This window comes from Streptomyces sp. NPDC016677 (genome assembly GCF_055562815.1).
Genome location: NZ_JBVHEO010000002.1, coordinates 251079 through 277485 on the forward strand (window position 1 = coordinate 251079; position 26407 = coordinate 277485).

Genomic DNA, 26407 nt, shown 5'->3' on the forward strand with positions numbered 1-26407 from the left:
TAGACATGGACATATGGTCCGACTCCCGGGCGGATCGGAAGCCCGGCCCACCCGCAGTCCCGGCCGGCTCCGGCGCGCACCGGCCCCGGGGCTGCGGTCCGCGCTGTCCCGGCGCAGCCTGGCCGGGCAGGTGTTCGTCCTGCAAGTGGTCGTGGTGCTGCTCCTCGTGCTGGCCTCGGTGGTCGCGCTGGTGCTCCAGGCCCGCAACGACACCAGCACGGAGGCCCGCAACCGCTCGGTCGCGGTGGCCGGGGCCTTCGCCAACTCCCCCGGGATCGTCCAGGCGCTGCGCGCCCCCGACCCCACGGCGGCGCTGCAGCCGAGGGCCGAGGCCGCCCGCGAGGCGGCGGGCGTGGACTTCGTCGTCGTGATGAACACCGACGGGATCCGCTACACCCATCCGAAACCGGACCGCATCGGCCGCGAGTTCGTCGGTACCCTCGGGCCCGCCCTGGCCGGACGCACCGTGACCGAGGAGATCGAGGGCACCCTCGGCCCGCTGACCCAGGCCGTGGTCCCCGTCGAGACCTCCGACGGCACCGTCGTGGGGCTGGTGTCGGCCGGCATCACCACCGACCGTCTGGGCGGTGCCGTCCACCGCCAGCTGCCGCTGCTGCTGGGCGCCGCCGCGGCGGCGCTGGTGCTGGCCACGGCCGGCACGGCGCTGGTCAGCAGGCGGCTGCTGCGCCAGACCCACGGCCTGGGACCGGACGAGCTGGCCCGGATGTACGAGCACCACGACGCGGTGCTGCACTCCGTCCGGGAAGGGGTGCTGATCGTCGGCGGCGAGGGCACCCTGCTGCTCGCCAACGACGAGGCGCACCGCCTGCTCGACCTGCCCGCCGACGCCGAGGGACGCCGGGTGCTCGACCTCGGCCTCGACCCCGGCACGGCACAGCTGCTGGCCTCCGGCCGGGTCGCCACGGACGAGGTGCACCGGGTCGGGGAGCTGCTGCTGGCGGTCAACCAGCGCCCCACGGACATCCGCGGCGGTCCGCCCGGCAGCGTCGCCACGCTGCGCGACTCCACCGAGCTGCGTGCCCTGTCCGGCCGGGCCGAGACCACCCGGGAACGCCTGGACCTGCTCTACGACGCCGGCGTGGGCATCGGCACCAGCCTGGACGTCACCCGCACCGCCGAGGAGCTGGCCCGGCTGACGGTGCCGCGGTTCGCGGACTTCACCACCGTGGACCTGTCCGACGCCGTGCTCACCGGGGGCCCGCCGGAGCCGGGGCGTGGGCTGCGGCGGACCGCGGTCGGCGGGCTCGCGACGGACACCGCGCTCTTCCCGCCTGGCCGGCAGATCGACTTCGTCGGCTCCACACCACAGGCTGCGGCCCTGCGCACCGGCCGCGCCGTCCTCGAACCGGACCTGAGCCGGTCCCAGGGCTGGCAGGCGCAGGACCGGGAGCGCGCGGCGCGGCTGCTGGAGCACGGCGTCCACTCGCTGGTCGCCGTTCCGCTGCGGGCGGGCGCCCTGACGCTCGGGGTGGTCACCTTCTGGCGTGCCGGGCGGCCGGAGCCGTTCGACGCGGACGACCTCGCGCTCGCCGAGGAACTGGTGGCGCGGGCCGCGGTCTCCATCGACAACGCCCGCCGCTACACCCGCGAGCACGGCCTGGCGGTGACCTTGCAGCGCAGCCTGCTGCCCCGCACGCTGCCCGAGCAGAACGCCCTGGAGATCGCCTATCGGTACCTGCCCGCGCAGGCCGGGGTGGGCGGTGACTGGTTCGACGTACTGCCGCTGTCCGGGGCGCGGGTCGCGCTGGTGGTGGGCGACGTCGTCGGCCACGGACTGCACGCCGCGGCGACGATGGGGCGGCTGCGGACGGCGGTGCACAACTTCTCCGCGCTGGACCTGGCGCCCGACGAACTGCTCGCCCTGCTGGACGAGCTGGTCGCCCGCATCGACCAGGACGAGGAGGCGGCCGGAGAAAGTGCCCCGGTCACCGGCGCGACCTGCCTGTACGCGATCTACGACCCGGTCTCGCGCGGCTGTACGGTCGCCAGGGCCGGCCATCCGCCGCCGGCCCTGGTCCACCCCGACGGCCGGGTGGAGATCGTGGACGTACCGGCGGGTCCGCCGCTCGGGCTGGGCGGGCTGCCCTTCGAGGCGGCGGAGCTGCGGCCGGCCGAGGGCAGCCGGCTGGTGCTCTACACCGACGGGCTGATCGAGGACCGGGAGCAGGACATCGACGTCGGGCTGGACGAGCTGCGGGGCGCTCTGGCGGCGGCCGGGCCGTCGTCCGAGGAGACCTGCCGGGCCGTGCTCGACGCCCGGCTGCCGGACCGGCCCGGCGACGACATCGCCCTGCTCGTCGCCCGTACCCGGGCGCTCGGCCCGGACCGGGTCGCCCAGTGGCCGGTGCCCGCCGACCCGGTCGCCGTCGGCGAGATCCGGGGCGAGGTGACGCGGCGGCTGTCCGAGTGGGGGCTGGAGGAGCTGGCGTTCACCACCGAGCTGATCCTCAGCGAACTGGTGACCAACGCGATCCGGCACGGGGCGGAGCCGATCCGTGTCCGGGTGCTGTACGACCGCAGCCTGATCTGCGAGGTGTCCGACAGCACCAGCACCGCACCGCACCTGCGGTACGCGGCCATGACCGACGAGGGCGGACGCGGACTGTTCCTCGTCGCCCAGCTCGCCGAACGCTGGGGCACCCGTTACACCCCCTCGGGCAAGGTCATCTGGGCGGAACAGCCGGTGCCGTGACTTCTGCGCCGTGACCTCTGCGCCGTGGCCTCTGCGCCGTGTCTTCAAGGAGAAAGCCCCGGCGCCCGTGCGGGCGTCGGGGCTCGGTCGCCGGCGGCGGGGCGCACCCGTACGGAGCACCGGGCGCGCGGCGGGTCAGTGACGGAAGGCGTCCTTGGCCTTCTCCTTGGCCTGGCGGGCGTCGCCCTTCGTCTGATCAGCGCGGCCCTCGGCCGTCAGCCTCTCGTCGCCGACGGCGCGGCCCACCGCCTCCTTGGCCTTGCCCTTGGTCTGTTCCGTCCTGGCCTTGGACTTCTCGGTGCCTGCCACGGTCGTTCTCACCTCTGCGCTCTCATCGGTCGCGGATCCTCCGGGAACCCTCCGGGTTTCCCGCTTCCCGGCCGGGAAACGCCGCCGGGCCGCCGGGTGAGAGCGGGGCCGGGACGGGTAGGCGGGTTCTGCGCGGGCATCCAGCCCGCCGGGAAGACCACAGGAGGAACGTGATGGCCGCACTGCTGGAGAGGATCAAGCGGTACGCGCGCAGTCCGCAGGGGCGCCGGACGGCGGAGCAGGTGCGCCGGGCCGCCGCGGACCCCCGCCGCCGGGCGCAGGCCCAGGGGCTGCTGCGCCGGTTCGGGAAGCGCCATTGAGTCCTGGCTGATCCGGCCGGCCGGACCGGCCGGATCAGCCAGGGGCCGCGTGGCTGTGGCCGTGGGCCATTTCCGCCGGGCCGTGCCGGTCCCGGCCGGCACGGTCCCGCCGCCAGTCCGCGACGGCGACGGCCAGCGCGCACAGCATGAAGGCGACGCCGCTGCCGACGGAGAGCGCCACGGCGTCACGGTAGTTGTCGTGGGTGCTGGTCAGCACCAGGTAGAACAGGCCGGGCAGCGCGGCCGTGCCCACGGCCCCGCCGAGCCGCTGCCCCGTCTGCATGGCACCGCCCGCCGCGCCGGCCATGCGGACCGGGACGTCGCGCAGCGTCATGGTGACGTTCGGGGAGATGACGCAGCCGCTGCCGAGGCCGCCGAGGAACAGCAGCGGGGCGGCGACGAAGGCGGCGGAGTCAGCGGGCGCCAGCCACAGCACCAGTGCCGTACCGCCCAGCCCGGCCATGACGGCGACCAGTCCGCAGACGGTCAGCAGTCGCCCGAAACGGCCCACCAGGCGCCCCGCCACGGCGGCGGCACCGGCGGAGCCGGCCGCGAACGGCGTCACCGCGAGGCCCGAGCCGAGCGGTGAGTAGCCCAGCCCGTTCTGGAAGAACAGCGCGAAGACCAGCCAGACGCCGCTGAAGCCGACGAAGTACAGGGTGGCCAGGCTCGCGCCGGTGGCGTAGCCGCGGGTCGACGTGAACAGCCGGGGGTCGAGCAGCGGATCGCCGTCCCGGGCCGCGACCCGGCGCTCCCACCCCACGAAGCCCACGAGAATTCCCAGCCCCACCGGGAACAGCCACCACAGGCTGCCCAGCCCGCCGGCCTCCGCCAGCACCAGCGGCAGCATCACCGCGAGGATGCCGATGCCCAGCAGTGCCACTCCCACCGGGTCGAGGCGGCCCCGGCGTCCGGGGGCCACCCGGGGCAGCAGCCGCCAGCCGAGCACCAGGGCGACCAGCCCGACCGGCACGTTGACGTAGAAGATCCAGCGCCAGCCGTCGGCGCCGTCGGCGAGGGCGAGGATCAGGCCGCCCACCACCGGCCCGACGGCGCTGGAGACGCCGACGGTGGCGCCGAAGAGCCCGAAGGCCCGGCCGCGCTCGGCGCCCCGGAACAGCTGCTGGATCAGGGCGGTGTTCTGCGGCGACAGGGTGCCGGCGGCCACGCCCTGCGCGAGCCGGGCGACGACGAGCAGGGTCACCGTGGGCGCGGCGCCCGCCGCGGCGCTGCACACCACGAAGGCGGCCAGGGCGATCAGGAAGACCCGCCGCCTGCCGAAGGCGTCGCCCAGCCGTCCTGCGGTCACCAGGGTCAGGGCGAACGCCAGCGCGTATCCGGAGACGACCCACTGCACGGACGCGACGGAGGCGTCCAGTTCCCGCTGCATGGACGGCAGGGCCACGGCGACGATCGTGACGTCCAGCAGGGTCATGAACCCGGCGACCAGGGTGGCCCACAACGCCCGCCAGCGGTTCGGATCGTTCACGGGGACTCCCTCCACCGGTCCGGTCTCCGCCTTGGTGTCTGCGTCACCGGTCACCGAACCGGGGCGGTCCAAACAACCCGTAAGGGACTCATAAGCGGGCCTTATGGGCCCATAGACCGGACCCGCGTACCGACTTAGGGTCCCCTTAGCTTAGGCTTCCCGTCGAGTCGATCTGTCACCGCTCGAAGGGAAACCGCACATGCCCCGCCCTCTGCGGGTAGCCATCGTCGGATCCGGTCCCGCCGGAATCTACGCCGCCGACGCCCTGCTCAAGTCCGAAGTGGCCGCCGAGCCCGGCGTGTCCATCGACATCTTCGAGCGCATGCCCGCTCCGTTCGGGCTCATCCGCTACGGCGTCGCTCCCGACCACCCGCGGATCAAGGGCATCATCACGGCCCTGCACCAGGTGCTGGACAAGCCGCAGATCCGCCTCTTCGGGAACGTGGACTACCCGACCGACATCAGCCTGGACGATCTGCGCACCTTCTACGACGGTGTGATCTTCGCCACGGGTGCCACGGCCGACCGCGACCTGTCGATCCCCGGCGTCGAGCTGGACGGTTCCTACGGCGCCGCCGAATTCGTCGCCTGGTACGACGGCAACCCGGACTTCCCGCGCACCTGGCCGCTTCAGGCCGAGAAGGTCGCCGTGCTCGGCGTCGGCAACGTCGCCCTGGACATCGCCCGCGTCCTCGCCAAGACCGCGGACGAGCTGCTGCCCACCGAGATACCCCCGAACGTCTACGAGGGCCTGAAGGCCAACAAGGCGCTGGAGGTCCACGTCTTCGGCCGCCGCGGCCCGGCGCAGGCGAAGTTCAGCCCGATGGAGCTGCGGGAGCTGGACCACTCCCCCAACATCGAGGTCATCGTCGACCCCGAGGACATCGACTACGACGACGGCTCGATCGCCACCCGGCGCGGCAACAAGCAGGCCGACATGGTCGCCAAGACCCTGGAGAACTGGGCGATCCGCGACGTCGGCGACCGGCCGCACAAGCTGTTCCTGCACTTCTTCGAGTCGCCGGCCGAGATCCTCGGCGAGGACGGGAAGGTCGTCGGCCTGCGCACCGAGCGCACCGAGCTGGACGGCACCGGCAACGTCAAGGGCACCGGCAAGTTCACCGACTGGGACGTCCAGGCCGTCTACCGCGCGGTGGGCTACCTGTCGGACAAGCTGCCCAAGCTGCCCTGGGACATCGACTCCGGCACGGTCCCGGACCAGGCCGGGCGGGTCATCGAGGAGTCCGGCGAGCACCTGAAGTCGACGTACGTCACCGGCTGGATCCGGCGCGGCCCGATCGGTCTGATCGGCCACACCAAGGGCGATGCCAACGAGACCGTGGCCAGCCTGCTGGACGACTTCGCCAACGAGCGGCTGCACACGCCCTACGCGCCCGGCCCGGAGGCCGTCGACGCCTTCCTGGCCGAGCGGGGCGTCCGGTTCACCACCTGGGAGGGCTGGTACAAGCTGGACGCGGCGGAGAAGGCGCAGGGCGAGCCGCAGGGCCGCGAGCGCGTCAAGTACGTCGAGCGCGAGGACATGCTCCGCTGGAGCGGTGCCTGAGCGACCGCGTGACCGCGCTCCCGCGTCCCGCGTGACCGGTCCGACCCCCGGAAGCCCGGCTTCCGGGGGTCGGTCGCGTGCGGCGGGGGCGGCCGCCCGTGGCGAGGGCCCGGGGGCCGGTCGCGCGCTGCGGTGACGTCGCCGTCGACCGCGGTGAGCCGGATCGTGCGGCTGGCCGTGCCGCGGGCGGCGGGCACGTCGACCGAGGTGCCGCCGTTGTCGGTGGCCGCCCTGACCCGGTAGGCGGGCGCGTCGGCCGGCAGGGCGAGACGGACGGAGCCGTCGACCGTGGTCCCGCCGACGCCGGCCGGACGACGGCGCCGTACGGCCGGCCACCCCGCAACGGCTCGGTCCGCGCCGACGCGCTGCGCGCCGGGACGGTCCGCGCCGGGACGGTGAACGGCGACGTGACCCTCGCCCGCGCCACGGCACCGCCGCGCGCGGACGGTGACGGAGACGCCGTCGGGTAAGGCCACCCGGGGCATCCGCGGACACCGTCCGTCCCGTTCCGCGCGTTCCGCGCAGTCCAGATCGAGCACCGTGGTGTCGTCCCGGCGGGCCCAGCGGTGGCCGGCCCGGTCGTCCACGCCGGCCTCGTCGCCCGCGCCGGGGCGCAGGGTCACCCCGTGGTCCGTGGTGATGACGAGGTCGCCGCCGGCCGGCACCGGCAGCGCTGTCCGCGCGTCCGGCAGGCCGTCACCGCCCCCTCCCGCCCCGCATCCCGCCGTGCCGGAGACGAGCGCGAGGACCAGCGCCGCACACGGGCCGCTGTCGTCGGCTTCGTGCCGGACCTGCTTCCCCGTCCTGGACGGGACATGGCCCCGGGGGCCCGTGCGAGACTGCGCAACGAGGGGCGTGGAGGGGGAGGGCGGCACATGCTGGTGACGGAGTTCAGCACGGAGACGGTGGCGGCGCCGGAGCGGTTCGCCCTGTGGGAGGAGACCACGGCGCGGTCGCACATGCGCAACCTGATGCGCAGCGACGACCAGGACGACTTCCGCGCCCGGATGCTGCTCCTCGACCTGGGCGACGTACAGGTGTCCGCCCTGGCCTACCCGCATCTGGGCATCGCACGGACGGCGAAACTGGTACGGCAGTCCGATCCCGAGATGTATCAGACCAACTGCTTCATCGACGGACACGGGACCGTCCGCCTGGGCCGGAGCGAAACGGCGCTGCGGACCGGTGACCTGGTGCTGATGGACAGCAGCAGTCCCTATCAGGGCGATGTCCGGGCCGATCCGGGCAGTTGGTCGCATCTGACCGTGCAGTTCGCCCGCGGGCTGCTGCCGCTGCCGGAGCGGACGGTGCGGGACCTGCTCGCCGTCCCGGTCGACGGACGTCACGGCATGGGCGGGATGCTGGTCTCCTGGCTCACCGATCTCACCGCGCGCGCCGCCGAGTTCACCCCGGCGGACGCCCCCGCCCTCGCCTCGGTCACCCTGGACCTGCTGGCGTCCACGCTCGCGCGGTCACCGGAAGCCCAGGGGGCGCTGACCCCCGAGGCCCGGCGGCGTGCCCTGCGGATGCGGATCGACCAGTTCGTCGAGCGGCATCTCGCCGACCCGGAGCTGACGCCCCGGACGATCGCGGACGCCCACCACATCTCCCTGCGCACGCTGCAGCAGTTGTTCGCCCAGGCGGAGGAGTCGCCGGCCGCCTGGGTGCGCGCCCGCCGGCTGGAGCGCTGCCGCCTCGACCTGGCCGACCCGCGCCTGGGCGCGCGTCCGGTGCGGGCCGTCGCCGCCCGCTGGGGGTTCACCGACCCGGCGCACTTCAGCCGCCTGTTCCGGGCCGCCTACGGGATGCCGCCGCGGGAGTACCGGAACGCGGTGCGCCAGGAGGGGCGCGCGGATCATCAACAGTCCCGCGCGCGATGACAAGGCCGCGGGCGGCCGTCCTGGGCATGCTGGGTCGCGGGCCGGCCGCTCCGGGCAGGGGGAACCCGTGGCGGCGCCCTGTTTCCGGCGCGTCGCGCCGACGGGCCGGCGACCGCGCGGTCGCCGGCCCGAGCCGGTTCAGACCTCCAGTTCGGTCTCGATGCGGCGCAACTGGTGGCGGGCCATCGCCAGGTTCGCCCGGCTCGCGTCGAGCACCAGGTAGAGGAAGAGGCCGTTGCCGCCGCGCCCCTTGAGCAGGCGGATCAGGTGGTACTGGCTGCTGAGCGTGATCAGGATGTCCTCGATCTCCTCCTTCAGGCCGAGGAGTTCCATCGTGCGCAGCTTCGCCCGCACGACGTCGGTGTTGCCGGCGGCGGCGACCTCCAGGTTGAAGTCCTTGGTGCCGCCCAGGGTGCCGAGCGCCATGCCGCTCGTGTAGTCGACGAGCGCGGCGGCCGAGGCCCCGTCGATGACGCTGAGGCATTCCTTGAGCGAGGTTTCCAGGTTGGCCATGAGCCGATTTCCTTCCGGATGTGATCGATCGGGTCGGTTCAGGTCGGCCGGCGCTGACCGCCGGCCTGGGGACGGGGCGGATGGGCGGGCCGCTGCGGGGTGCGCACCGGCAGGGTGCCGATGGGGCGGGCGAGGCCGGCGGGGGCCACGGCGGGTCCACCGGCACCGGACCGGTCCCCGTCGGCATGGGCGGCACGGGTGTGGCCGGCGACCAGGTCGCCGATCCGCGCGCCGCTGCGCCGGCCCTCCAGGTGCAGCCGGCCCACGTTGACGCGGCCCCCGGCGAGCAGGGTGAGGACGGCGGCCGGACCGGCCGCGTAGGTGGCGACGTAACCCTCGGCGCCGCGCAGCAGCAGTTCGCGGAAGTCGCCGCGGCCGGTGGCGTCCGCCGTGCGGTGGGCGACACCGAGGGCGGCGGCGGTGAGCGCGGCGAGGCCCTCCGGTTCGGTGCCCGGCGCGTCGTGGGCGAGGACCAGTCCGTCGACGGTGGCCGCGAGGGAGCCGGTGAGCTGGGGCACGTGGTGGCGCAGACGGTGCAGTTCGGCCAGGACGTCGCTCTCGACGGCCATGAGCAGTCTCCTTTCGGCACGCTGGCGACGCGCGCGGATCACAGGGCCTCCAAGGCGTCTCGGAGCCGTCGCAGCAGGGCGGCGTCGGGGTCGTCCCAGGCGGCCCCGTACGGATCGGGGGCGGCCCTGCTGTCCTGCGCGGGGACGCGCGGGGCGGTGGTGACGAGTCCGTCGGCGGCCAGGCGGCGCAGTTCGACGAGGGTGTGGTACGTACGGCAGGCGAGGGCCTCCGCGATGGCGGCGGCGGTGCGGACGCCGTCGACCAGGGCGAGGACCCGTCCGCGCCGGGGCGGCAGACCGGCGGGGTCCGCGCCGGCCGCGCGCGCGAGCGGGGCGACGTCGACGAGGGGGTCGGGCCATATGCCGTGCAGCAGGTCGCGGCGGCGCCGCGACTCACGGACCACGGTGTCCACCGGGACCGGGCGGACCACGCCGAGCCAGTGTCCGGCGCCCGGCCGGAAGCGGTGCGCGCGCCCGTCGTGGGCCAAGGCGAAGTAGGCGGCGTCGAACAGCGCGCCCAGGTGACACAGCTCCAGCGCGCCGGCGGCGAGGCGCCCGTCGTCCACCAGCCGGCGGCCCACCCGGTGCCGGGCGCCGTCCCGGTCGATCGCCTCCCACCAGCCGTCCTCGGTGAGGGCCCCGCCGCGGACCAGCAGGACGCCGAGGTCGGGGGTGTGCGCGGACTCGACGTGCGTCACCCGGCCCGCCGAGAGGTAGAAGACGCCCCGCTCGCCGGTCAGGGCGCCGGTGGCCCCCTCGGCGGCCAGTGCGCCCAGCGCCGCCGAGGTGGTGTCGTACGCGGCCCAGGTCGTCGTCATCCGAGCACCAGCCGCCCCGCCATCTCGCCCAGCCGGATGCGGGCCAGGGCCAGGTTCCCGTCGTTGCGGTCCAGCCACAGGTGCAGGAACACGGTGCTGTCGAAGGGGGTGCTGACGAACCGGATCAGGTGGTACGCGTCCCCCGTCGTGACGATCATGTCCTCGACGGGGGACGTCCCGCCGTCCGCGCCGTCCGGGCCGCCCGGCGCCAGCGCACCGCTCTCCGCGGCGTGCCGGGCCAGCTCCGCGGTCACCGCGGCCGTCGCCTCCGCGTCGCCGCCCGGCGCCTCGCCCACCGCGCCCAGGGCCAGTCCGCTGATCCAGTCGACCAGCCACGCCCCGCGCGCGCCGGGCAGGCGCATCGCCTCCAGCAGGCTCTCGTCTATTCCGGGCACGCCGAAACCCCTCCCGCACGGCCGCACCGTCAACGTGACGGGGACACTACGGAAAGTGCGCGCGTCGGGTGGAGGCTTTGGCATTTTCCAGAGGAACGTGCGGCCGGTACGTCATACTGCGACGTCCACGGCCGTTCACGACCCGCGTCGGCGGTCGGGACGTGGCGGGAACGCGGACGGGCCCGCCTCGCCGCGGACCCGGATGCGTGTCCGGTGCCGGACGGGCTACTCGGGCTCCATGGCCCGAATCCACATGCCCCACCGCGGGAAACACACAGCAGGTCAGGACGGTGCCCCCGCCGCGCGGGGCGCCGGCGAGGACTTCGGTCCGGACAACGCCACCGAGCGCGCCGCGCCGGACTCCCCCACCGAGTTGCCGAAGCGCTCCTGGTCGGCGCTGCTGCGGCGGGTGGTGAAGGAGTTCAAGGACGACGAGCTCACCGACCGCGCCGCCGCCCTCACCTACTACGGGATCCTGTCCCTGTTCCCGGCCCTGCTGGTGCTGGTCTCGCTGCTCGGCATCGCCGGGCGGTCGGCCACCCAGGAGGTCCTGGACAACGTACAGAAGCTGGCCCCGGGATCGGCGCGGGACATCCTGTCCGACGCGATCCGGCAGTTGCAGGGCCAGGCCGGCCTGGGCTCGGTGCTGGCGGTGGTCGGCCTGGCCGGCGCCATCTGGTCGGCGTCCGGCTACGTGGCCGCCTTCATCCGCTCGGCCAACGCGGTCTACGACGTCCCCGAGGGACGCCCGGTGTGGAAGGTGCTGCCGCTGCGGGTGATCCTGACCGTGGTGCTGCTGGTGCTGGCCGTGGCCAGTGCGCTGATCGTGGTGTTCACCGGCTCGCTGGCCGAGCAGGCGGGCACCGCGCTGGGCATGGGCGACACCGCGGTGACGGTCTGGTCGATCGCCAAGTGGCCGGTCCTGGTCCTGCTGGTGATCCTCATGATCGCGATCCTGTACTGGGCGACCCCGAACGCGCGGGTGCGCGGCTTCCGCTGGATCACGCCGGGCAGTCTGGTGGCCCTGCTGATCTGGCTGGTCGCCTCCGCCGGGTTCGCGTTCTACGTGGCGAACTTCGCCTCGTACAACAAGACCTACGGGACCCTGGCCGGCGTGATCATCTTCCTGGTCTGGCTGTGGGTGACCAACCTGGCCATCCTGCTGGGCCTGGAGTTCGACGCCGAGCTGGCCCGGCAGCGCGTCATCGACGGCGGCCATCCCGCCGACCGGGAGCCGTACGTCGAGCCGCGCGACACCCAGGCCTGGGACGAGGCCGACCGGCGGCGCGCGGGTCCAGCGGATCCACGGGAGTGAACCGCTATGGCCCGGGCCCGGACGGGTACGCGGACGGCATGACCGATCAGCGCAGGACCCCCGAACCCGAGCACCGGGACGAGGCCGTCTCCGCGGAGTCGGAGCAGCGGCGCGCCGCGTCCCGCCCGTTCAGCCAGACCACCCCCGAGCGGCGCCCCCATGTGCGGGCCACCCGGCACATCAGCCGCGAGGAGGCCGACGCGGACCGCGTCCCCGGCGTGCCGGGCGGCTACGGCACCACCGGCGGCGGCCAGCCCGGCGGCGGCCGGAGCAGCCCCCGGCCGCACGCCGACACCGCCGACGAGTCCGGCGTCACCGACATCGTCGGCGGCCGGGAGCCGCACCCGGACCGCCCGAACCGCGGCGGCGGCACGGACCGCGAGTAGCCGATCCGGGCTGTCACGGCTGTCACGGCTGTCACGGCTGTCACGGCTGTCACGGCAGGATGGAGTCGACGTACCCGCCGTCGACGCGGACCGCCGCGCCGGTCGTGGCGGACGCCTGGGGCGAACTGAGGTACACCACCAGGTTGGCGATCTCCTCCGGCTCGATCAGCCGCTGGATCAGCGACTGCGGGCGGTGCTCGCGCATGAAGACGCGCTGGGCCTCGTCCCAGGGCAGGTCGCGGTCGACCAGCTGGTACACGAAGTCCTCGACGCCCTCGGTGCGGGTGGGCCCGGCGATCACCGAGTTCACCGTGACACCGCTGCCGGCGGCCTCCTTGGCGAAGCCGCGGGAGACCGCGAGCAGCGCCGTCTTGGTCATGCCGTAGTGGATCATCTCGGCCGGGACGACGACGGCCGAGTCGCTCGCGATGTACAGCACCCGCCCCCACCCCCGGTCCCGCATCCCGGGGAGGTGGGCGCGGGTGAGCCGGACGCCCGCGAGGACGTTGATCTCGAAGTAGCGGCGCCACTCGTCGTCGCTGATCTCCAGCGCGGGCGCGGCGCCGAAAACGCCGAGGTTGTTGACGAGGATGTCGACGTCGGGCAGCGCCTCGACCGCCCGGTCCGCGCCCTCCTCGGTGCCCAGGTCGGCCGCCACCGGTACGAACTCGCCGTCCGGCACCCGCTCCCGCAGCGCGGCGACGCTCTTGTCCAGGCGTCCGGCGTCGCGCCCGTTGACGCCCACCCGGGCGCCGGCGCGGGCCAGCCCGGCGGCGATCGCCGCGCCGATGCCCTGGGAGGATCCGGTCACCAGCGCGGTCCGTCCGTCGAGGTCGAGTTTCATCAGGTCGCTCCTTCGGGTGCCGTACGGTCGTCCGCTGTGCGTGTGCCCACCGCCGGCCGGGTTCCACGCCACCTCGCCCGTCCGCACCCCCGGCCGGCCGCACGCCCCGGCGCGTCGGCGTACCCCGGGTGATCCACGGCGGCCCGCGGCGACGATACTGGGCCTGCGCACGTGCCCCCGCCCTTCAGATGGACTCATGCCGACCTCTTCGACCGATCGCCCCACGACCCCGCCGACCGTGTGGCCGGCGCGCGGCCGCCACGTCGGAACCGCCGCCCGGGACGTCCTGCTGCGCACCCTGCGGCAGCACAAGGACGACGGCGTCATCGACGACTTCCACGAACTGCCGCAGGACGACGGGGACAGTGGCGAACACATCTTCGAGGCCCGCTGGCGGGTGGCCGGGGACGTCACCGTCCGGGCCCGGCTGACCCTGGGGGCCGGCTCGGCCGGCTCCCAGGAGTGGACGCTGCTCGCGGAGGCCGAGGAGCACTGGGACCAGGGCTGGCCCTCCCCCGCCGGGATGTTCTGGCCGGACGACCCGGACGTCACCTGGGACCGCGACGCCGCCACCGGCCTGCGGCTGCGGGGCCTGAACACGCTGCCGGAGGACGACAAGGCCGTACGGCGGCTGCTGCGGGACGCCGGACGCGACGCCTGGATGATCCACGTCGTCGTCCACGAGGCGATGACCCCCGACCACCGCGGCCGGGTGCCGCTGGTGCGGTGGCTGCCGCCGAGCCTGCGCCACCGCGTGATCGAGCACCGCGCCGCGCCGCAGCAGTTGCGGGTGGTGAACTGGGCCCTGGAGGAGTTCGGCGTCCAGGTGCCGCGCGGCGGCGCGGTGGTGCTGCCCGGCACCCCGGCCCCGCCCGAGCCCGGCGACCTCGGCGTGCGCACCGTCTTCCTCGACGGTTCGGAGCCCGCCGAGCTGATCGCCACGGTCCGGCGGTTCGCCGCGCAGGCCAGGCCGCTGCCGGACGGCGGCGAGGCGGCGCTCACCGCGCTCCGGGAGGACTGGCGGCTGCTGACGCTGCGGGAGGAACTGGAGCGGGAACGCCGACTGGTGGCCATGTACGCCGAGGCGCTGGAGGCGATGACGCGGTCCCGGGACCTGTACCGGGAGGCGGCCGAGAGCGCGGGCGAGGCGCTCGCCGCCCTCCGCGAGTCCACCGGGACGCCCCCGGCCGTCGGGCTCGAGCCGTCCGAGTCCCGTCCCGCGTCCCCGCTGCGCGCGCTGACCCGCGGGCTGGAACGCCTGAAGGCGGCCTCTGCGGCACGCTCCGCCGCGCCACAGAGCGGCACGCCGGACGGGGAGGGGAAGACCGACGGGGACGGGAAGACGGACGCGGACGCGGACGGTCGTTCCCGGCCCGAGGGGCGCTGAGCGGTCCGGTCCGGCGGTCCGGCCGGACACCGGGACGCGGCCGTCGGCGCGGGCTCCGGGAACTCCGTGTCCGGCGGGCTCCGGGAACTGCGTGTGACGTGTCAGCCGGGACAACCTGGATACGCGGACTGCACAGCCGTGCCGTACCGGCCCGTCCCGGAAGGTCACCGACGCCATGGACAGCCATCACACGACCGCAGTCACCGCCGTCGAGCACTCGGACACCACGCTCCGGGTCAACGGCAAACCCCACACGCTCACCGTCGACCACCGCCGGGTCCTGCTGGACCTGCTGCGCGAGGACCTCGGCCTCACGGGGGCCAAGAAGGGGTGCGACCACGGCCAGTGCGGGGCCTGCACGGTCCTGGTGGACGGGCGGCGCGTCAACAGCTGCCTGCTGCTCGCCGTGGCCCTGGACGGTTCGGAGGTCACCACCGTCGAGGGGCTCGGCGGCGACGGGGAGGGACTCCACCCGTTGCAGCGCGCGTTCCTGGACCGGGACGCCTTCCAGTGCGGGTACTGCACGCCGGGCCAGATCTGTTCCGCGCTCGGCGCCCTCGCCGAGGCCGCCGCCGGTCACCCCTCGCACGTCACCGACCCGGCGACGCCCTCGGGCGGGCCCGTGCCACTGGACCGGGCGGAGATCCAGGAGCGGCTGAGCGGCAATCTGTGCCGGTGCGGCGCCTACCCGCGCATCGCCGAAGCCGTCGAGGACGTGATCTGAGTGCGGCCCTTCGCCTACGTCCGCGCCGCCAGCGTCGAGGAGGCCACCGACGCCTTCGCCGCCCGGCCCGGCGCCCGCTATCTCGGCGGCGGCACCAACCTCGTCGACCTGATGAAGCTGGGCGTCGAGGCGCCGGCCGCCCTCATCGACGTCACCCGGCTCCCGCTGGACACCGTGGAGGAACTGCCCGACGGGGGACTGCGCGTCGGGGCGATGGTCCGCAACAGCGACCTCGCGGCGCACCCCGCGGTCCGCGACCGCTGGCCCGCGCTGTCGCAGGCGCTGCTGGCGGGTGCCTCCGGGCAGTTGCGCAACGCCGCCACCACCGGCGGCAATCTGCTGCAGCGCACCCGCTGCCCCTACTTCCAGGACCTGACCAAACCCTGCAACAAGCGGGAGCCCGGCACCGGTTGCGGCGCGCTCCAGGGCGTGCACCGGGACCACGCGGTGCTCGGCCACTCCGAACAGTGCGTCGCCACCCACCCCTCCGACATGGCGGTGGCGCTGGCCGCCCTCGACGCCCGGGTGGAGCTGCGCGGCCCGGAGGGCGCCCGGAGCGTCCCGGCCGCCGACTTCCACCGGCTGCCCGGGGCGCATCCGGAGAAGGACACCGAGATCCACCCGGGCGAGCTGATCACCTCGGTGGTGCTGCCGGCGGCCACGGGCGGGCTGCCGTCGCGTTACCGCAAGGCCCGGGACCGGGCGTCGTACGCCTTCGCGCTCGCCTCCGTCGCCGCCGTGCTGCACTGCGAGAACGGTGTCGTCGAGCGGGTCGGTCTGGCCTTCGGCGCGCTGGCGCACCGGCCGTGGCGGGCGCGGCGGGCCGAGGACGCGCTGGTGGGGGCGGCGCCCACGGCGGCGGCGTTCGAGTACGCCGTCGACCTGGAGCTGGCCGCCGCCGAGCCGCTGCGGGACAACGGCTACAAGGTCCCCCTCGCCCGCCGGCTCGCCCTCGACGTCCTGGGCCGGCTGGCGCCCCACTCCCCCGTCTGAACCGGCGTCCACGATCCACGAGGAGTACTCCATGACCGTCACCGAGACCGTCCTGGGCGCCGGGGCCGAACGCCGGGAAGGGCGGGAGAAGGTCACCGGCGCCGCCCGGTACGCCGCCGAGTTCGACGGGCCCGGCCGCGCGCACGCCCGGCCCGTACCGGCCGCCGTGGCGCGGGGCCGGGTGACCGGCGTCGACGCCGTGCCCGCCCTCGCCCTGCCCGGCGTACTGGCGGTGCTCACCCATGAGAACGCGCCGCGGCTCGCCGAACCGGACGACCCGGTGCTGGCCGTGCTGCAGGGCCCGCGCGTGCCGCACCGGGGCTGGCCCGTGGCGCTGGTGGTGGCCCAGTCGCTGGAGGCGGCCCGGGCCGGCGCGGCCGCCGTCCGCGTCACCTACGAGACGGAGCCGCACGACGTCACGCTCACCCCGTCGCACCCCGGTGCCTACGTGCCCGAGGAGGCCAACGGCGGTCACCCGGCGGTCCGTGAGCGCGGCGAACCGGAGGCCGCCTTCGCCGCCGCCGAGGTGCGGATCGACACCGAGTACCGGGTGCCGCCGCTGCACAACCACCCGATGGAGCCGCACGCGAGCACCGCGCGCTGGGACGGCGACCGGCTCACCGTGCGCACCTCCAGCCAGGGCACCACCGTCGTACGCGCCATGCTCGCCCAGATGTTCGAGGTGCCGGAGGAGGGGATCACCGTCGCCGCCGAGCACGTCGGCGGCGGCTTCGGGTCCAAGGGCACGCCCCGTCCGGACGTGGTGCTCGCCGCGATGGCGGCACGGCACACCGGCCGGACGGTCACGGTGGCGTTCCCGCGCCGTCTGCTGCCCGCCGTGGTCGGGCACCGCGCGCCCACCGTGCACCGGCTCCGCCTCGGTGCCGGCCGGGACGGCCGGCTCACCTCGCTCGGGCACGAGGTGACCACCCACACCTCGCACGTCAAGGAGTTCGTGGAGCAGGCCGCCGTACCCGCCCGCATCATGTACGCGGCGCCGCACAGCCGGACCGTCCACCGCGTGGTACCGCTGGACGTGCCCACGCCTTCCTGGATGCGCGCGCCGGGCGAGGCCCCCGGCATGTACGCCCTGGAGTCGGCGATGGACGAACTCGCCGCCGAACTGGGCGTGGACCCGGTGGAGCTGCGGATCCGCAACGAGCCGGAGTCGGAGCCCGACAGCGGCAAGCCGTTCAGCAGCCGGCACCTGGTCGAGTGCCTGCGGGAGGGCGCCCGCCGGTTCGGGTGGGCGGCACGCGACCCGCGCCCGGGGGCCCGCGCGGAGGGCCCCCTGCTGGTGGGCACCGGTGTGGCCGCGGCCACCTACCCGGTGCTGGTCGCGCCGTCCACCGCGGCGGTACGGGCGATGCCCGACGGCGGCTTCCTGGTCCGGATCAACGCCACCGACATCGGCACGGGCGCGCGGACGGTGCTCGCGCAGATCGCCGCCGACGCCCTCGGGGTGCCGCTGGAGCGGGTCCGGATCGAGGTGGGCAGCAGCGAGCTGCCGGCGGCCTCGCTGGCCGGGGGCTCCTCCGGCACCGCCTCCTGGGGCTGGGCCGTGCACGACGCGTGCGTCCGGCTCGCGGACCGGCTGGCCGAGCTGCCCGGCCCGGTGCCCGCGGAGGGGATCGGCGCCCACGCCGACACCACCGGGCGGGCCGAGACCGAGAGCGCCTACTCCCGGCACGCCTTCGGCGCGCACTTCGCCGAGGTCACGGTCGACACCGTCACCGGTGAGGTACGGGCGCGGCGGCTGCTGGGCGTCTACGCCGCAGGGCGCATCCTGAACGCCCGTACCGCGCGGTCCCAGTTCGTCGGCGGCATGACCATGGGGCTGGGCATGGCGCTGACCGAGGACAGCCACATGGACCCGGCGTTCGGTGACTTCACCGAGTCCGACCTGGCGTCGTACCACGTGCCCGCCCACGCCGACGCCGTGGACATCGAGGCGCACTGGGTGGACGAGGAGGACGCCCATCTCAATCCGATGGGGAGCAAGGGGATCGGGGAGATCGGCATCGTCGGCACGGCGGCGGCGATCGGCAACGCCGTCCACCACGCCACGGGCGTCCGTTTGCGCGAACTGCCGCTGACCCCGGACCGGGTGCTCACCGGGCTGCTCGCCCACGAGGCCCCGGCGGGCACGTTCGGCGGGTGACGATGTCCGGCGGAGGCGGCTGACCGCCCGGCGGACACGGCTGACCGGGGGCCGGACACAGCGCCCGTTGTGCGGTGGACGTGTCCGATGGACAGGTCCGGTGGACGTGCGCGGTGGACAGCTCCGGTGGACGTGCGGGGCGGACAGCTCCGGTGGGCGTGCGGGGCGGACAGCTCCGGTGGACGTGCACGGTGGGCAGGTCCGGTGGACGTGCACGGTGGACAGCTCTGGTGGACGTGCACGGTGGACAGCTCCGGTGGACGTGCACGGTGGAACGTGTCCGGCGGACGACGGGCCGCGTCCGAAGAGCCCGGGCCGCGTGTCGGCGGCCCGGGCCCGTGCCGTCGCGGGCGGCGGGGAGGCGATCAGTCCGTCGCGCCGCGCACCCCGGCCGCGGGCCCGGCCGCCCAGCGGCTGCCGGGCAGCAGGGAGGCGGCCCGTACACACAGCGCGGTCAGCGCCGTCAGCGACGCGGCCACGGCGACCGCGACGGCCGGCCAGGCGGGGGCGAGGGCCAGGTCCATGAGCCGGTCCAGCCGGGACTCCGCGGCCGTCATGGCGTAGAGCCGGGCGGCGGCCAGCGCCGCCGGTCCCACGACCGCGGCGGCGAGCACCGGCACGCGGGGCCGCACGGACATCACCAGGGCCAGCAGCAGGCAGAGCGCGGACAGGGCGAAGGCGGCGGCGTAGACGCGGGCGGAGGCACCGCCGGTGTGGAGGGGGAAGTACGCCACCCCGCATCCGGCGAGCACCACCACGGCCAGCCAGCTCGTCAGCGACGCCGTCCCGGGCACCGGCCGGCGCGCGGCGCGCTCGGCCGCGTCCTCCGGCGTTCCCCGGCGGGCGCCGGTGGTGCGGATCCGGCGTGCGCTCCAGGCGCGTTCGCGGCCCCTGCGGCCGACGCCGGTGAGCGCTGCGCCCAGGCCACCGTGCCGGGAACCGCCGCCTGGGGTCCCGGAGCCGCCCGGTTGGTCGTCGGCGTCGGCCGGCGGCTGCTCGCCGGGCTGGCCCAGCGGGTCGGGGCGCTCTTCGGTGAGGCGGCCGATCAGGTGGACGAGTTCCTCGACGGGCCGACCGGTGGCCGCGGCCCGGACCGCCTCCTTCCCGCAGTGCGGCTCCAGCGGGGTGCGGTGCAGCAGCGCCATCAGCCGGGTCACCTCCTCCACCGGACGGTGCTCGGCCGCGGCGCGGATCGCCTCGTCGGCGCTGTCGGCGTGGCGCGGCGGCCGGGTCAGCAGGCCGACCAGCCGGGTGACGTCCTCCACCGACCGGCTGACGCCGACCGCGCGCAGGGCGTCGAGGGTGGCCTGGGCGTACTGCGGTGACCGCTCCAGCGTCGTGATGAGCGAGACGACCTCCTCCAGCGGCCGGTCGGCCACGGCCGCCCGCACCAGGTCGCCGACCGGGTCGCCGTACGCCGCCGGATCGTGGCGTCGCCGAACGGGTTCACCGGACTCCGCGGGCTCCCCGGGCTCCCCCGACACCGCGGGCTGTCGTGGCCCCCTGGACCCCCGGGGCTCCTGGAACGCCGGTTCCTCGTCGGCGTAGGGCTCGTCCGGGAGGGGGCCGTCGGGGTACGGGGCGTCATCGGCGTACGAGGGGCCTGCGTACGCGTCGTCGGCGTACGGGCCGTCGGGCTGCTGCTGACCGGGCGCGGCGTCCGGCGGGCGCACCGGGTGGGTTCCGGTGCCGCTGGTGGTCTCCGCGGACGGCAGGTCCACGGAGGTGGCTATGGCGTACTCGTTCGGGCGGGGTGTTGAAGAGCCGGTGGTCATGGTCTTCTCCGTCTGAAGGAATGCGGCCGCTTCCTGCGTCCCCGACATGCGACGCGCGACTTGTGTGGTGACCATTACTAGGCGCCCCCGCACCGGTCTGCCACTCGGGTGAGCCGCGCGGATGAGCCGCGCGGATGAGGGGTGACGCGGAGCACCCGTCCGGCTGCCATATCCGCGCCGTGCGGGGGAATCCGGTGAGGGACGCGTGCGCCGCGGCGCACCGGAGAGAAGGGGGGCGGGGGTGGACACGACCACGTCGGTACTGATCGTGGCGGCGTCGCTCGCGGCGGTCGTGCTGGCCCTGGCCGTGACGGTGCTGGTGCGGCTGGTACGGACCCGGCGGGAGCTGCGCCGGGCCGGACTGCCGACCGGACCGCGCTGGATCTTCTGGGGCGCCGTCCTCTATCTCGTACTCCCCGCCGACCTGGTGCCCGATCCGGTGTACCTGGACGACGTGGGCGTACTGCTCCTGGCTCTGCGTTCCGCTCGCGGTTCCCTGGCGAAACCGCGTGGCGACCACGGAGAGTAAGGAAACCATTCACCCGTTCGATTCGTATAAGTCTCTGGAAGCCGAAGGAAGTCGGCGGACCAGGCGACGGCACAGGCGGCCCATCGCTTGATCGGCGCAGCACCCGACCAGGGAGAGACGATGCAACCGTTCGCGCTCGACTACGCACGTCCCGTAGGGGAGTTGGAGTTCGCCGCTCCGTACGTCTACGACTCCGGACTGCAGTTGAACGTGCTCCGCGACGGACGCGTGGCCGCCGGCGACCACGCGCTGCTGAGGGAGCTGGGGACCACTACCTCCACGGCGGGCTCGAAGACCCACTTCGACGACTGAACACGGACCGTCTTCGATGACCGTGTTGATCCTGACCTGTGAAGAGGACGTCACGGCGGACATGGTGGTCGTGCACCTGAACGAGTCGGGCGTGCCGGTGGTGCGCCTGGACCCGGCCGACCTGACCGATTCCGTCGCCCTGTCCGGGGAGTTCGTCCACGGCTCCTTCCGGGGGCACCTGTCCTCGGGGGGCCGGCTGGTGAGCATCGGCGGGCTGCGTTCCGTCTGGGTGCGCAGGCCGGGCACCCCGGCCGCCCGGGCGGCCACGCCGTCGCGGTGGCTGACCGAGGAGTCCGCGCAGGCCCTGTACGGCATGCTGCGCGGCTGCGGGGCGCGGTGGATGAACCATCCGGACGCGGCCCGCCGGGCCCGGCACAAACCCTGGCAGCTGCGGCTCGCCCAGCGGTGCGGGCTGCCGGTGCCGGCCACGCTGATCACGACGTTCCCGCGCGCGGCCCGCGAGTTCGCCGAGCGCTATCCGGACCTGGTGGTCAAGCCCGTCTCGGGCGCGCATCCGCAGGACCCGCCGCGGGCGGTGCCGACCAGCCGGGTCTCCCCCGAGACGGACTTCTCCGCGGTCGCCTTCGGCCCCACGCTGCTGCAACGGCGGGTGGCCAAGCGCGCCGACATCCGGCTGACCGCCGTCGGCGACCGGCTGCTGGCCGCGCGCAAGGCGACCGCCGCGGACTCGGCCGAGGTGGACGTCCGTTTCGACGACTCCACCGAGCCGTGGCGGCCCACCGAGGTGGCGCCGCGGGTCGCGGCGGCCGTCCTCGCCTACGTCCGGGAGGCCCAACTGGCCTACGGGGCCTTCGACTTCGCCGAGGACGGCGACGGCACCTGGTGGTTCCTGGAGTGCAACCAGTCGGGGCAGTTCGGCTTCGTGGAGGTGGACACCGGCCAGCCGATCGCGCGGACCATCGCCGCGTGGCTCGCCCGGCCCGGCGCCGGGGAGCCGGAGCCCGCCGACGACGAGGAGAGCGCGGGCGGCGCCGGCGCGGCGGTGCGCTGACCGCGGCGGCCGGCCGGCTCCGCCGGTCAGTTGGGGCCGGGCAGCAGGGCGGTGCGCTGCCAGCCGTTGCCCGGGGACGGCGGCCGTTCGCGGCCGGAGGAGAGCATCGGACGCATGACGGCCTCCAGTTCCCTGCTCACCCGCTCCGCCTCCCGCCGCACCACCGTGGGGACATCACCGCATTCGGCGACGAGTCGGTCGTAGATGGGCGAATCCTGGAACATCCGTCAACGTGCCTTCCTGTCGTCCGCCCCTGGGGGTCCAGGCGCGACTGCGCAGTCTAGTCGGGCGCGGCACCGGCCCCTCGAAGACGCGGGCGCGCCCCGGCTCAGGCTCCGGTCGTGGAGCCCGGGCGGACGATCATCAGGACGGTGACGGTGGCCCAGAGCAGGTTGAACAGGCCGGTGAACATGGCGAGCCGGACGGTGCCGGCGCGGTCCACGGCCTGTCCGCCGGTCAGTCGTTCCAGGAGGGCCTCCTGACCGGGCAGGACGAGAACGACGAGGAGTCCGGCGGCGACGGCGGTCAGCACGACGGAGACGATGAGCCAGGGGTCACCGAGCACGCCCATCGCCTGGGCGGTGACGAAGCCGAGAAGGGGAACGGCGATTCCGAGCCCCGCGTAGACGCGGCACACGCGGTGCAGCAGCCGTACGGTGCCCAGGCCGCCCGCCACTCCGGTCTCCCCGCCGCCTGCGCCTCCGGGCAGCGCCGCCCGGCGGACCGCGGGCGGGAACATGCTGGCGGCCACCGTGACGGGACCGATGGCGACGATGGCGGCCAGGACGTGCAGGGACAGGAACAGCTTTGTCATCGGTCGGGCTCCGGTGCGGGTGATCGGCGTGGTTCGGAGCCCCACGGTAGGAAGCCGTCGAGTGATCGCACAGGGGCGGGAATGACAGCTTCCGACGGATTCCCGCCAGGTGCCGGGGCGGTCCACCGGGGAAAGGGCCGGCCCGGCGGACCTCACCCGGGGTCACACGGCCAGCGACAGGCCGCTCTCCTCGTCCGGCTCGGCCGCCTGGGCGAGCAGCAGGGCGTCCGCCGCCGCCACCGCGTCATGGATGTCGGTGGTCCCCGTCATCACGCACAACGTGTAGCTGACGTCGGCCAGCTCGCGCGCCGTCGCCGGCCGCTCCCGCTCCGCCTGCGCGATCCGCAGTGCCGCGTATCGCGTCAACAGCTCCCTGACGACCTTCGGGTCCGGTACCAGCACGTAGCGCCCCTCTCTCGATTTTCACTGCGCCTGCCCGGACCCGGCCGAATCATTCGCAACATGCACGCCACTGCTCTCGATTGACCGGTTTTCTACGCTTACCGACCATCCGCCTCGGTGAACGGACGCCGACATGGCCGAAAATGGGCCGGTACGCCCCCGCTTCCCCGGCCTGCCGCCCCGCGTTGAGCAGCCTGTACGGCATCCTCGACGAACGGTGTTCCCCCGATGACGCGATCCAGCCGCCTGCTCTGCGCCCTCTACGTCGCCACCGGTACGGGACTCGCCTGGACCGCGGTCCTGGAGCTGCGGTACGGCCCCGGGTGGGCCGCCGCCGTGTTCGCGGGCGCCAGCGCGGTGCCGCTGATCGCCATGGTCCGCGAGACGGTCATCGCCGACCAGCGGGCCGTCGCCGCCCGGCGGCGCGCGCCGGTACGCCCGTCCCGCGCGCCGGCGGCTGCCGGAGCCGCCGACGCGCTGGTCCGGGCCGAGCTGGACGCGGCCTGCTGCGAACGCTGGTGGACGAGTCTGGGCAGCGACCACGACGCCGGCTGCGCCCGGCGGGTGCCCAGGAGCAGCGCGGCGTGACGGTCCCGCCGGCCGGTCAGGCGACCTGACCGCTGTGCAGCGCGGTGTACGCCCCGCCGCGGCCGAGCAGTTCCTCGTGGGTGCCGATCTCCTCGATCCGTCCGTCCTCCATCACGACGATCCGGTCCGCGCCCCGCACGGTGGAGAGCCGGTGGGCCACGACGAAGGTGGTGCGTCCGCGCAGCAGCCGGGCGAGGGCCTGCTGCACCAGCGCCTCCGACCGGGTGTCCAGCGCCGAGGTCGCCTCGTCCAGGACGAGCACCCGGGGATCCCGGATCAGCGCGCGGGCGATGGCCAGGCGCTGGCGCTGCCCGCCGGACAGCCGGGCGCCGTGCTCGCCGACCAGGGTGTCCAGGCCCTGCGGCAGCCGGTCGACGAACTCCAGCGCGTTGGCGTCGCGCAGCGCGGCCCGCACCGTCTCCTCGTCGGCGTCGTCCATGCCGTAGGCGACGTTCTCCCTGATGGTGCCGTCGAAGAGGATGGACTCCTGCGGCACCACCGACACGAACCGCCGGTAGGTGCGCAGGTCGAGGGTGTTCATGTCGGTGCCGTCCAGGAGCAGCCTGCCGGAGGTGGGGCGCAGGAAGCCGATGACGAGGTTGAGCACGGTCGACTTGCCCGCGCCGGAGGCGCCCACCAGCGCGATCGTCTCGCCGGGCGCGACGTCGAGGGTGAAGTCCCGCACCGCGGGCCGCCCGTCGCGGTCGTAGACGTGGCCGACGTTCTCGAAGGTGACCGCGCCGCGCAGCGAGTCCAGTTCCGCCTTGCCCTCGTTGTCCTCCAGTTCGGGCGCCTGGAGGACCTCGCCGACCGAACGGACGGACTCCAGGCCCTTGGTGATGACCGGGGCGAGGCTCGCCAACGTTGTCGTGGAGTTGGTGAGGGTGGTGAGGAACGCGCTGAGCATGACGATGTCGCCCGCGGTGACGCCCCACACGTCGTAGTACGAGATGAGCGCGGCGCCGGCCAGGACCAGCACGCCGATCACATTGAGGAGCACCCAGGCGGCCGAGCCGAAGCGGCCGTTGACGAGGTCGAGGCGGAGGGCGGAGGTGAGCAGGCGGTCCAGGGTGCCGTCCATCCGGCGCAGCGCCTTGCGCTCCAGGCCGTGGGCGCGGGTGACCGGTATCAGCCGGGTCATCTCCGTGACGCGGGAGGACAGGGTCTCCACCTCGTGGCGGAAGTGCTCGTTGTGACTGCGCAGCCGGGCCCGCAGCTTGGCCACCAGGAGCGAGGCGGCGGGCACGACGACGAGGAAGACGGGGAGGAACTCGGGGGTGCGCACGGCGATGATGACCAGGCCGCCGGTGAGCACGGTGAGGGCGCCGAGCCCGTTCTCCGCGGTCTGCTGGACGGCCGTCTCCACGGTCTCGACGTCCCGTACCACCTTGGCCTGGAGCACCCCGGCGCTAACCCGGGAGTGGTAGCCGATGGAGAGCTGCTGCATACGGGTGCACAGCGCGGAGCGCAGCGCGGTGCCCATGCGGCGGATGCTGCCGTACAGGAGACGGACGTACAGCAGGTGGAGCGGGTAGTTGACCACCAGGATGAACATGATGATCCCGGTACTGGTCCACAGTTCGCCGATCGGCCGGTGCTGGACGACCGTGTCGATGATGGAGGCGGTGATCAGGGGCAGCAGCCAGACCGGGCTGTGCTTGACCGTGAAGACGACGACCGCGCCGATCAGGCGGTCGCGGTCGGCGCGGAACAGGTAGACGAGGGTGCGTATCGGGTGCTCGCCGCGGTAGCGGTGGTCGAGCGGCTTTTCCAACGACGACGCCATCGGCGTGGTCCTCCAGTGCGGCCGTGGGTGGGGCAAGCGTGTGGCAAGCGCTTTCCTACCCGGTTCGGCCCGGAGTCCGCCATACCGTCCCACCCACCGGGAGACCCGCGCCCCCACCCCCGTGGAGGGCGCGGGTCCCGTTCCAGGGGCGCGCGGATCTACTCCCGTAGGGTGCGGGCCAGTTCGGAGGTGACACGGGTGATCTCGGTGTCGTCCTCCGCCATCAGCCGCTCCAGGGCGCCGCGCCGGGCGCGGACGGCCTGACGGGCCGCGCGCTCCCAGGCCACCGGGTTCTCCCGGTGGTTGAGCAGCTTGGGGTAGGCGGCGGCGGTGCTCTCCCACTGCCGGGCGTCCGCGATGCTCCGCAGCAGCCGGATGATCTGCGCCCGGCAGGCCACCTCGGGCCGCTGGGCCAGCTCCCAGAGGAAGGGGACCGTGGCGGCGGTCGCCTGCTCGACGACGAAGCCGTACTGGCAGACGCGGGCGCGCAGTTCGGCGAGGGCGGTACGGGCGGTCTCGGCGTCGCCGGTGGCCACCCGGTCGAGCAGGGCGGGGATGCCGGCGGCGGACCCGCTGGAGTCCTGGATGTGCTCCCAGGGCACCTGGTCGAGTCCGGGCAGGGACGCCGCCCGGGCGGGGCGGGCCGGCGGCGTCGGGCGGTCGGTGCGCTGGGTGCTCGGCTGCGAGGTCGGAGCGGTGCGCATGGCGTGGGGGCCTTTCCGCGGCGGTCGGGTCGGGGGGCAGGTCACGACAGGGGCCGGGCCGGAGAGCCGGTCCGGAGGGGCGCGCCCGTGGGGGGCTGGGGCGTC

27 protein-coding genes are annotated in these 26407 nt (G+C 74.5%); 14 read left to right on the plus strand and 13 right to left on the minus strand.

Features of this window, described 5'->3' with window-relative positions:
- Window positions 1-13: 13 nt before the first annotated feature.
- Window positions 14-2713, plus strand: a complete 2700-nt coding sequence (locus ACZ3IG_RS06440) for a SpoIIE family protein phosphatase (protein WP_467429587.1) — start codon at window positions 14-16, stop codon at window positions 2711-2713.
- 135 nt (window positions 2714-2848) lie between these two features.
- Here ACZ3IG_RS06440 and ACZ3IG_RS06445 read toward each other — a convergent pair whose 3' ends face one another.
- Window positions 2849-3022 carry a CsbD family protein gene (locus tag ACZ3IG_RS06445; RefSeq protein WP_467429588.1) on the minus strand — a complete coding sequence of 58 codons (174 nt, stop codon included), beginning with the start codon at window positions 3020-3022 and terminating at the stop codon, window positions 2849-2851.
- A 173-nt stretch (window positions 3023-3195) separates the two neighbouring features.
- On the opposite strand from ACZ3IG_RS06445, the gene ACZ3IG_RS06450 reads away from it, so the two are divergent.
- The gene (locus ACZ3IG_RS06450; protein WP_215167017.1) at window positions 3196-3342 is read left to right on the plus strand and encodes a hypothetical protein; all 147 of its coding nucleotides are present in this window, start codon (window positions 3196-3198) and stop codon (window positions 3340-3342) included.
- Between the two features lie 34 nt (window positions 3343-3376).
- Here ACZ3IG_RS06450 and ACZ3IG_RS06455 read toward each other — a convergent pair whose 3' ends face one another.
- Window positions 3377-4885, minus strand: a complete 1509-nt coding sequence (locus ACZ3IG_RS06455) for an MFS transporter (protein WP_467429591.1) — start codon at window positions 4883-4885, stop codon at window positions 3377-3379.
- Window positions 4886-5030: 145 nt separating this feature from the next.
- On the opposite strand from ACZ3IG_RS06455, the gene ACZ3IG_RS06460 reads away from it, so the two are divergent.
- Together ACZ3IG_RS06460 and ACZ3IG_RS06465 are read left to right on the plus strand one after the other, a co-directional pair.
- Entirely contained in the window at window positions 5031-6395 is a 1365-nt protein-coding gene (locus ACZ3IG_RS06460; protein WP_467429592.1) for an FAD-dependent oxidoreductase, read from the plus strand.
- Between the two features lie 626 nt (window positions 6396-7021).
- A complete protein-coding gene (locus tag ACZ3IG_RS06465; RefSeq protein WP_467429594.1) occupies window positions 7022-8275 on the plus strand; it encodes an AraC-like ligand-binding domain-containing protein in 1254 nt (417 codons plus the stop codon).
- A 138-nt stretch (window positions 8276-8413) separates the two neighbouring features.
- On the opposite strand, the gene ACZ3IG_RS06470 is transcribed toward ACZ3IG_RS06465, so the two are convergent.
- From ACZ3IG_RS06470 to ACZ3IG_RS06485, 4 genes are read right to left on the minus strand one after another with little or no spacing between them, the layout of a single operon-like run.
- Window positions 8414-8788 (minus strand): roadblock/LC7 domain-containing protein, encoded by a 375-nt coding sequence (locus ACZ3IG_RS06470; protein ID WP_467429596.1) that lies wholly within the window; start codon window positions 8786-8788, stop codon window positions 8414-8416.
- 38 nt (window positions 8789-8826) lie between these two features.
- Window positions 8827-9357: a roadblock/LC7 domain-containing protein gene (locus ACZ3IG_RS06475; RefSeq protein ID WP_467429597.1), complete on the minus strand. Its 531-nt coding sequence runs from the start codon at window positions 9355-9357 to the stop codon at window positions 8827-8829.
- Between the two features lie 38 nt (window positions 9358-9395).
- Window positions 9396-10175, minus strand: coding sequence for a hypothetical protein (locus ACZ3IG_RS06480; RefSeq protein ID WP_467429599.1), 780 nt, complete (start codon window positions 10173-10175; stop codon window positions 9396-9398).
- Entirely contained in the window at window positions 10172-10570 is a 399-nt protein-coding gene (locus ACZ3IG_RS06485; protein WP_467429600.1) for a hypothetical protein, read from the minus strand. Before ACZ3IG_RS06485 ends, ACZ3IG_RS06480 begins: the two co-directional genes overlap by 4 nt.
- 238 nt (window positions 10571-10808) lie before the next feature.
- On the opposite strand from ACZ3IG_RS06485, the gene ACZ3IG_RS06490 reads away from it, so the two are divergent.
- Complete coding sequence (locus ACZ3IG_RS06490) at window positions 10809-11885, plus strand: YihY/virulence factor BrkB family protein (protein ID WP_467429602.1); 1077 nt, start codon at window positions 10809-10811, stop codon at window positions 11883-11885.
- Window positions 11886-11923: 38 nt separating this feature from the next.
- Window positions 11924-12271 carry a hypothetical protein gene (locus ACZ3IG_RS06495; RefSeq protein WP_467429603.1) on the plus strand — a complete coding sequence of 116 codons (348 nt, stop codon included), beginning with the start codon at window positions 11924-11926 and terminating at the stop codon, window positions 12269-12271.
- 49 nt (window positions 12272-12320) lie between these two features.
- On the opposite strand, the gene ACZ3IG_RS06500 is transcribed toward ACZ3IG_RS06495, so the two are convergent.
- Window positions 12321-13115 carry an SDR family NAD(P)-dependent oxidoreductase gene (locus ACZ3IG_RS06500; RefSeq protein ID WP_467429606.1) on the minus strand — a complete coding sequence of 265 codons (795 nt, stop codon included), beginning with the start codon at window positions 13113-13115 and terminating at the stop codon, window positions 12321-12323.
- Between the two features lie 196 nt (window positions 13116-13311).
- Here ACZ3IG_RS06500 and ACZ3IG_RS06505 point away from each other — a divergent pair, with 196 nt between their 5' ends.
- The 4 genes from ACZ3IG_RS06505 (at window position 13312) to ACZ3IG_RS06520 (ending at window position 18380) form a co-directional block, all read left to right on the plus strand.
- Complete coding sequence (locus tag ACZ3IG_RS06505) at window positions 13312-14502, plus strand: hypothetical protein (protein WP_467429607.1); 1191 nt, start codon at window positions 13312-13314, stop codon at window positions 14500-14502.
- A 175-nt stretch (window positions 14503-14677) separates the two neighbouring features.
- Entirely contained in the window at window positions 14678-15226 is a 549-nt protein-coding gene (locus tag ACZ3IG_RS06510) for a (2Fe-2S)-binding protein (protein WP_467429609.1), read from the plus strand.
- Entirely contained in the window at window positions 15227-16219 is a 993-nt protein-coding gene (locus tag ACZ3IG_RS06515) for an FAD binding domain-containing protein (RefSeq protein WP_467429610.1), read from the plus strand.
- Between the two features lie 31 nt (window positions 16220-16250).
- Window positions 16251-18380 (plus strand): xanthine dehydrogenase family protein molybdopterin-binding subunit, encoded by a 2130-nt coding sequence (locus tag ACZ3IG_RS06520; protein WP_467429612.1) that lies wholly within the window; start codon window positions 16251-16253, stop codon window positions 18378-18380.
- Window positions 18381-18745: 365 nt separating this feature from the next.
- Here ACZ3IG_RS06520 and ACZ3IG_RS06525 read toward each other — a convergent pair whose 3' ends face one another.
- Window positions 18746-20155 carry a hypothetical protein gene (locus ACZ3IG_RS06525; RefSeq protein WP_467429613.1) on the minus strand — a complete coding sequence of 470 codons (1410 nt, stop codon included), beginning with the start codon at window positions 20153-20155 and terminating at the stop codon, window positions 18746-18748.
- A gap of 241 nt (window positions 20156-20396) precedes the next feature.
- Between ACZ3IG_RS06525 and ACZ3IG_RS06530 the strand changes: the two genes are divergently transcribed.
- The 3 genes from ACZ3IG_RS06530 to tgmB all read left to right on the plus strand — a co-directional run bounded on the left by ACZ3IG_RS06530 (window position 20397) and on the right by tgmB (window position 22008).
- On the plus strand, window positions 20397-20684 hold the full coding sequence (locus ACZ3IG_RS06530) for a YkvA family protein (RefSeq protein ID WP_467429615.1): 288 nt from the start codon (window positions 20397-20399) through the stop codon (window positions 20682-20684).
- A gap of 120 nt (window positions 20685-20804) precedes the next feature.
- Entirely contained in the window at window positions 20805-20996 is a 192-nt protein-coding gene (gene tgmA / locus ACZ3IG_RS06535) for a putative ATP-grasp-modified RiPP (RefSeq protein WP_215167000.1), read from the plus strand.
- Between the two features lie 16 nt (window positions 20997-21012).
- Window positions 21013-22008 (plus strand): ATP-grasp ribosomal peptide maturase, encoded by a 996-nt coding sequence (gene tgmB, locus ACZ3IG_RS06540; protein ID WP_467429617.1) that lies wholly within the window; start codon window positions 21013-21015, stop codon window positions 22006-22008.
- Window positions 22009-22034: 26 nt separating this feature from the next.
- On the opposite strand, the gene ACZ3IG_RS06545 is transcribed toward tgmB, so the two are convergent.
- The 3 genes from ACZ3IG_RS06545 to ACZ3IG_RS06555 all read right to left on the minus strand — a co-directional run bounded on the left by ACZ3IG_RS06545 (window position 22035) and on the right by ACZ3IG_RS06555 (window position 23224).
- Entirely contained in the window at window positions 22035-22232 is a 198-nt protein-coding gene (locus ACZ3IG_RS06545; RefSeq protein ID WP_467429618.1) for a hypothetical protein, read from the minus strand.
- A gap of 104 nt (window positions 22233-22336) precedes the next feature.
- Complete coding sequence (locus ACZ3IG_RS06550; RefSeq protein WP_467429619.1) at window positions 22337-22822, minus strand: hypothetical protein; 486 nt, start codon at window positions 22820-22822, stop codon at window positions 22337-22339.
- A 162-nt stretch (window positions 22823-22984) separates the two neighbouring features.
- Complete coding sequence (locus tag ACZ3IG_RS06555; protein WP_437082332.1) at window positions 22985-23224, minus strand: DUF5133 domain-containing protein; 240 nt, start codon at window positions 23222-23224, stop codon at window positions 22985-22987.
- Between the two features lie 228 nt (window positions 23225-23452).
- Here ACZ3IG_RS06555 and ACZ3IG_RS06560 point away from each other — a divergent pair, with 228 nt between their 5' ends.
- Window positions 23453-23812, plus strand: coding sequence for a hypothetical protein (locus ACZ3IG_RS06560; protein WP_467429621.1), 360 nt, complete (start codon window positions 23453-23455; stop codon window positions 23810-23812).
- A 16-nt stretch (window positions 23813-23828) separates the two neighbouring features.
- On the opposite strand, the gene ACZ3IG_RS06565 is transcribed toward ACZ3IG_RS06560, so the two are convergent.
- Entirely contained in the window at window positions 23829-25598 is a 1770-nt protein-coding gene (locus ACZ3IG_RS06565; protein WP_467429622.1) for an ABC transporter ATP-binding protein, read from the minus strand.
- Window positions 25599-25756: 158 nt separating this feature from the next.
- Window positions 25757-26302 (minus strand): hypothetical protein, encoded by a 546-nt coding sequence (locus tag ACZ3IG_RS06570; RefSeq protein ID WP_467429623.1) that lies wholly within the window; start codon window positions 26300-26302, stop codon window positions 25757-25759.
- Window positions 26303-26407: the final 105 nt, after the last annotated feature.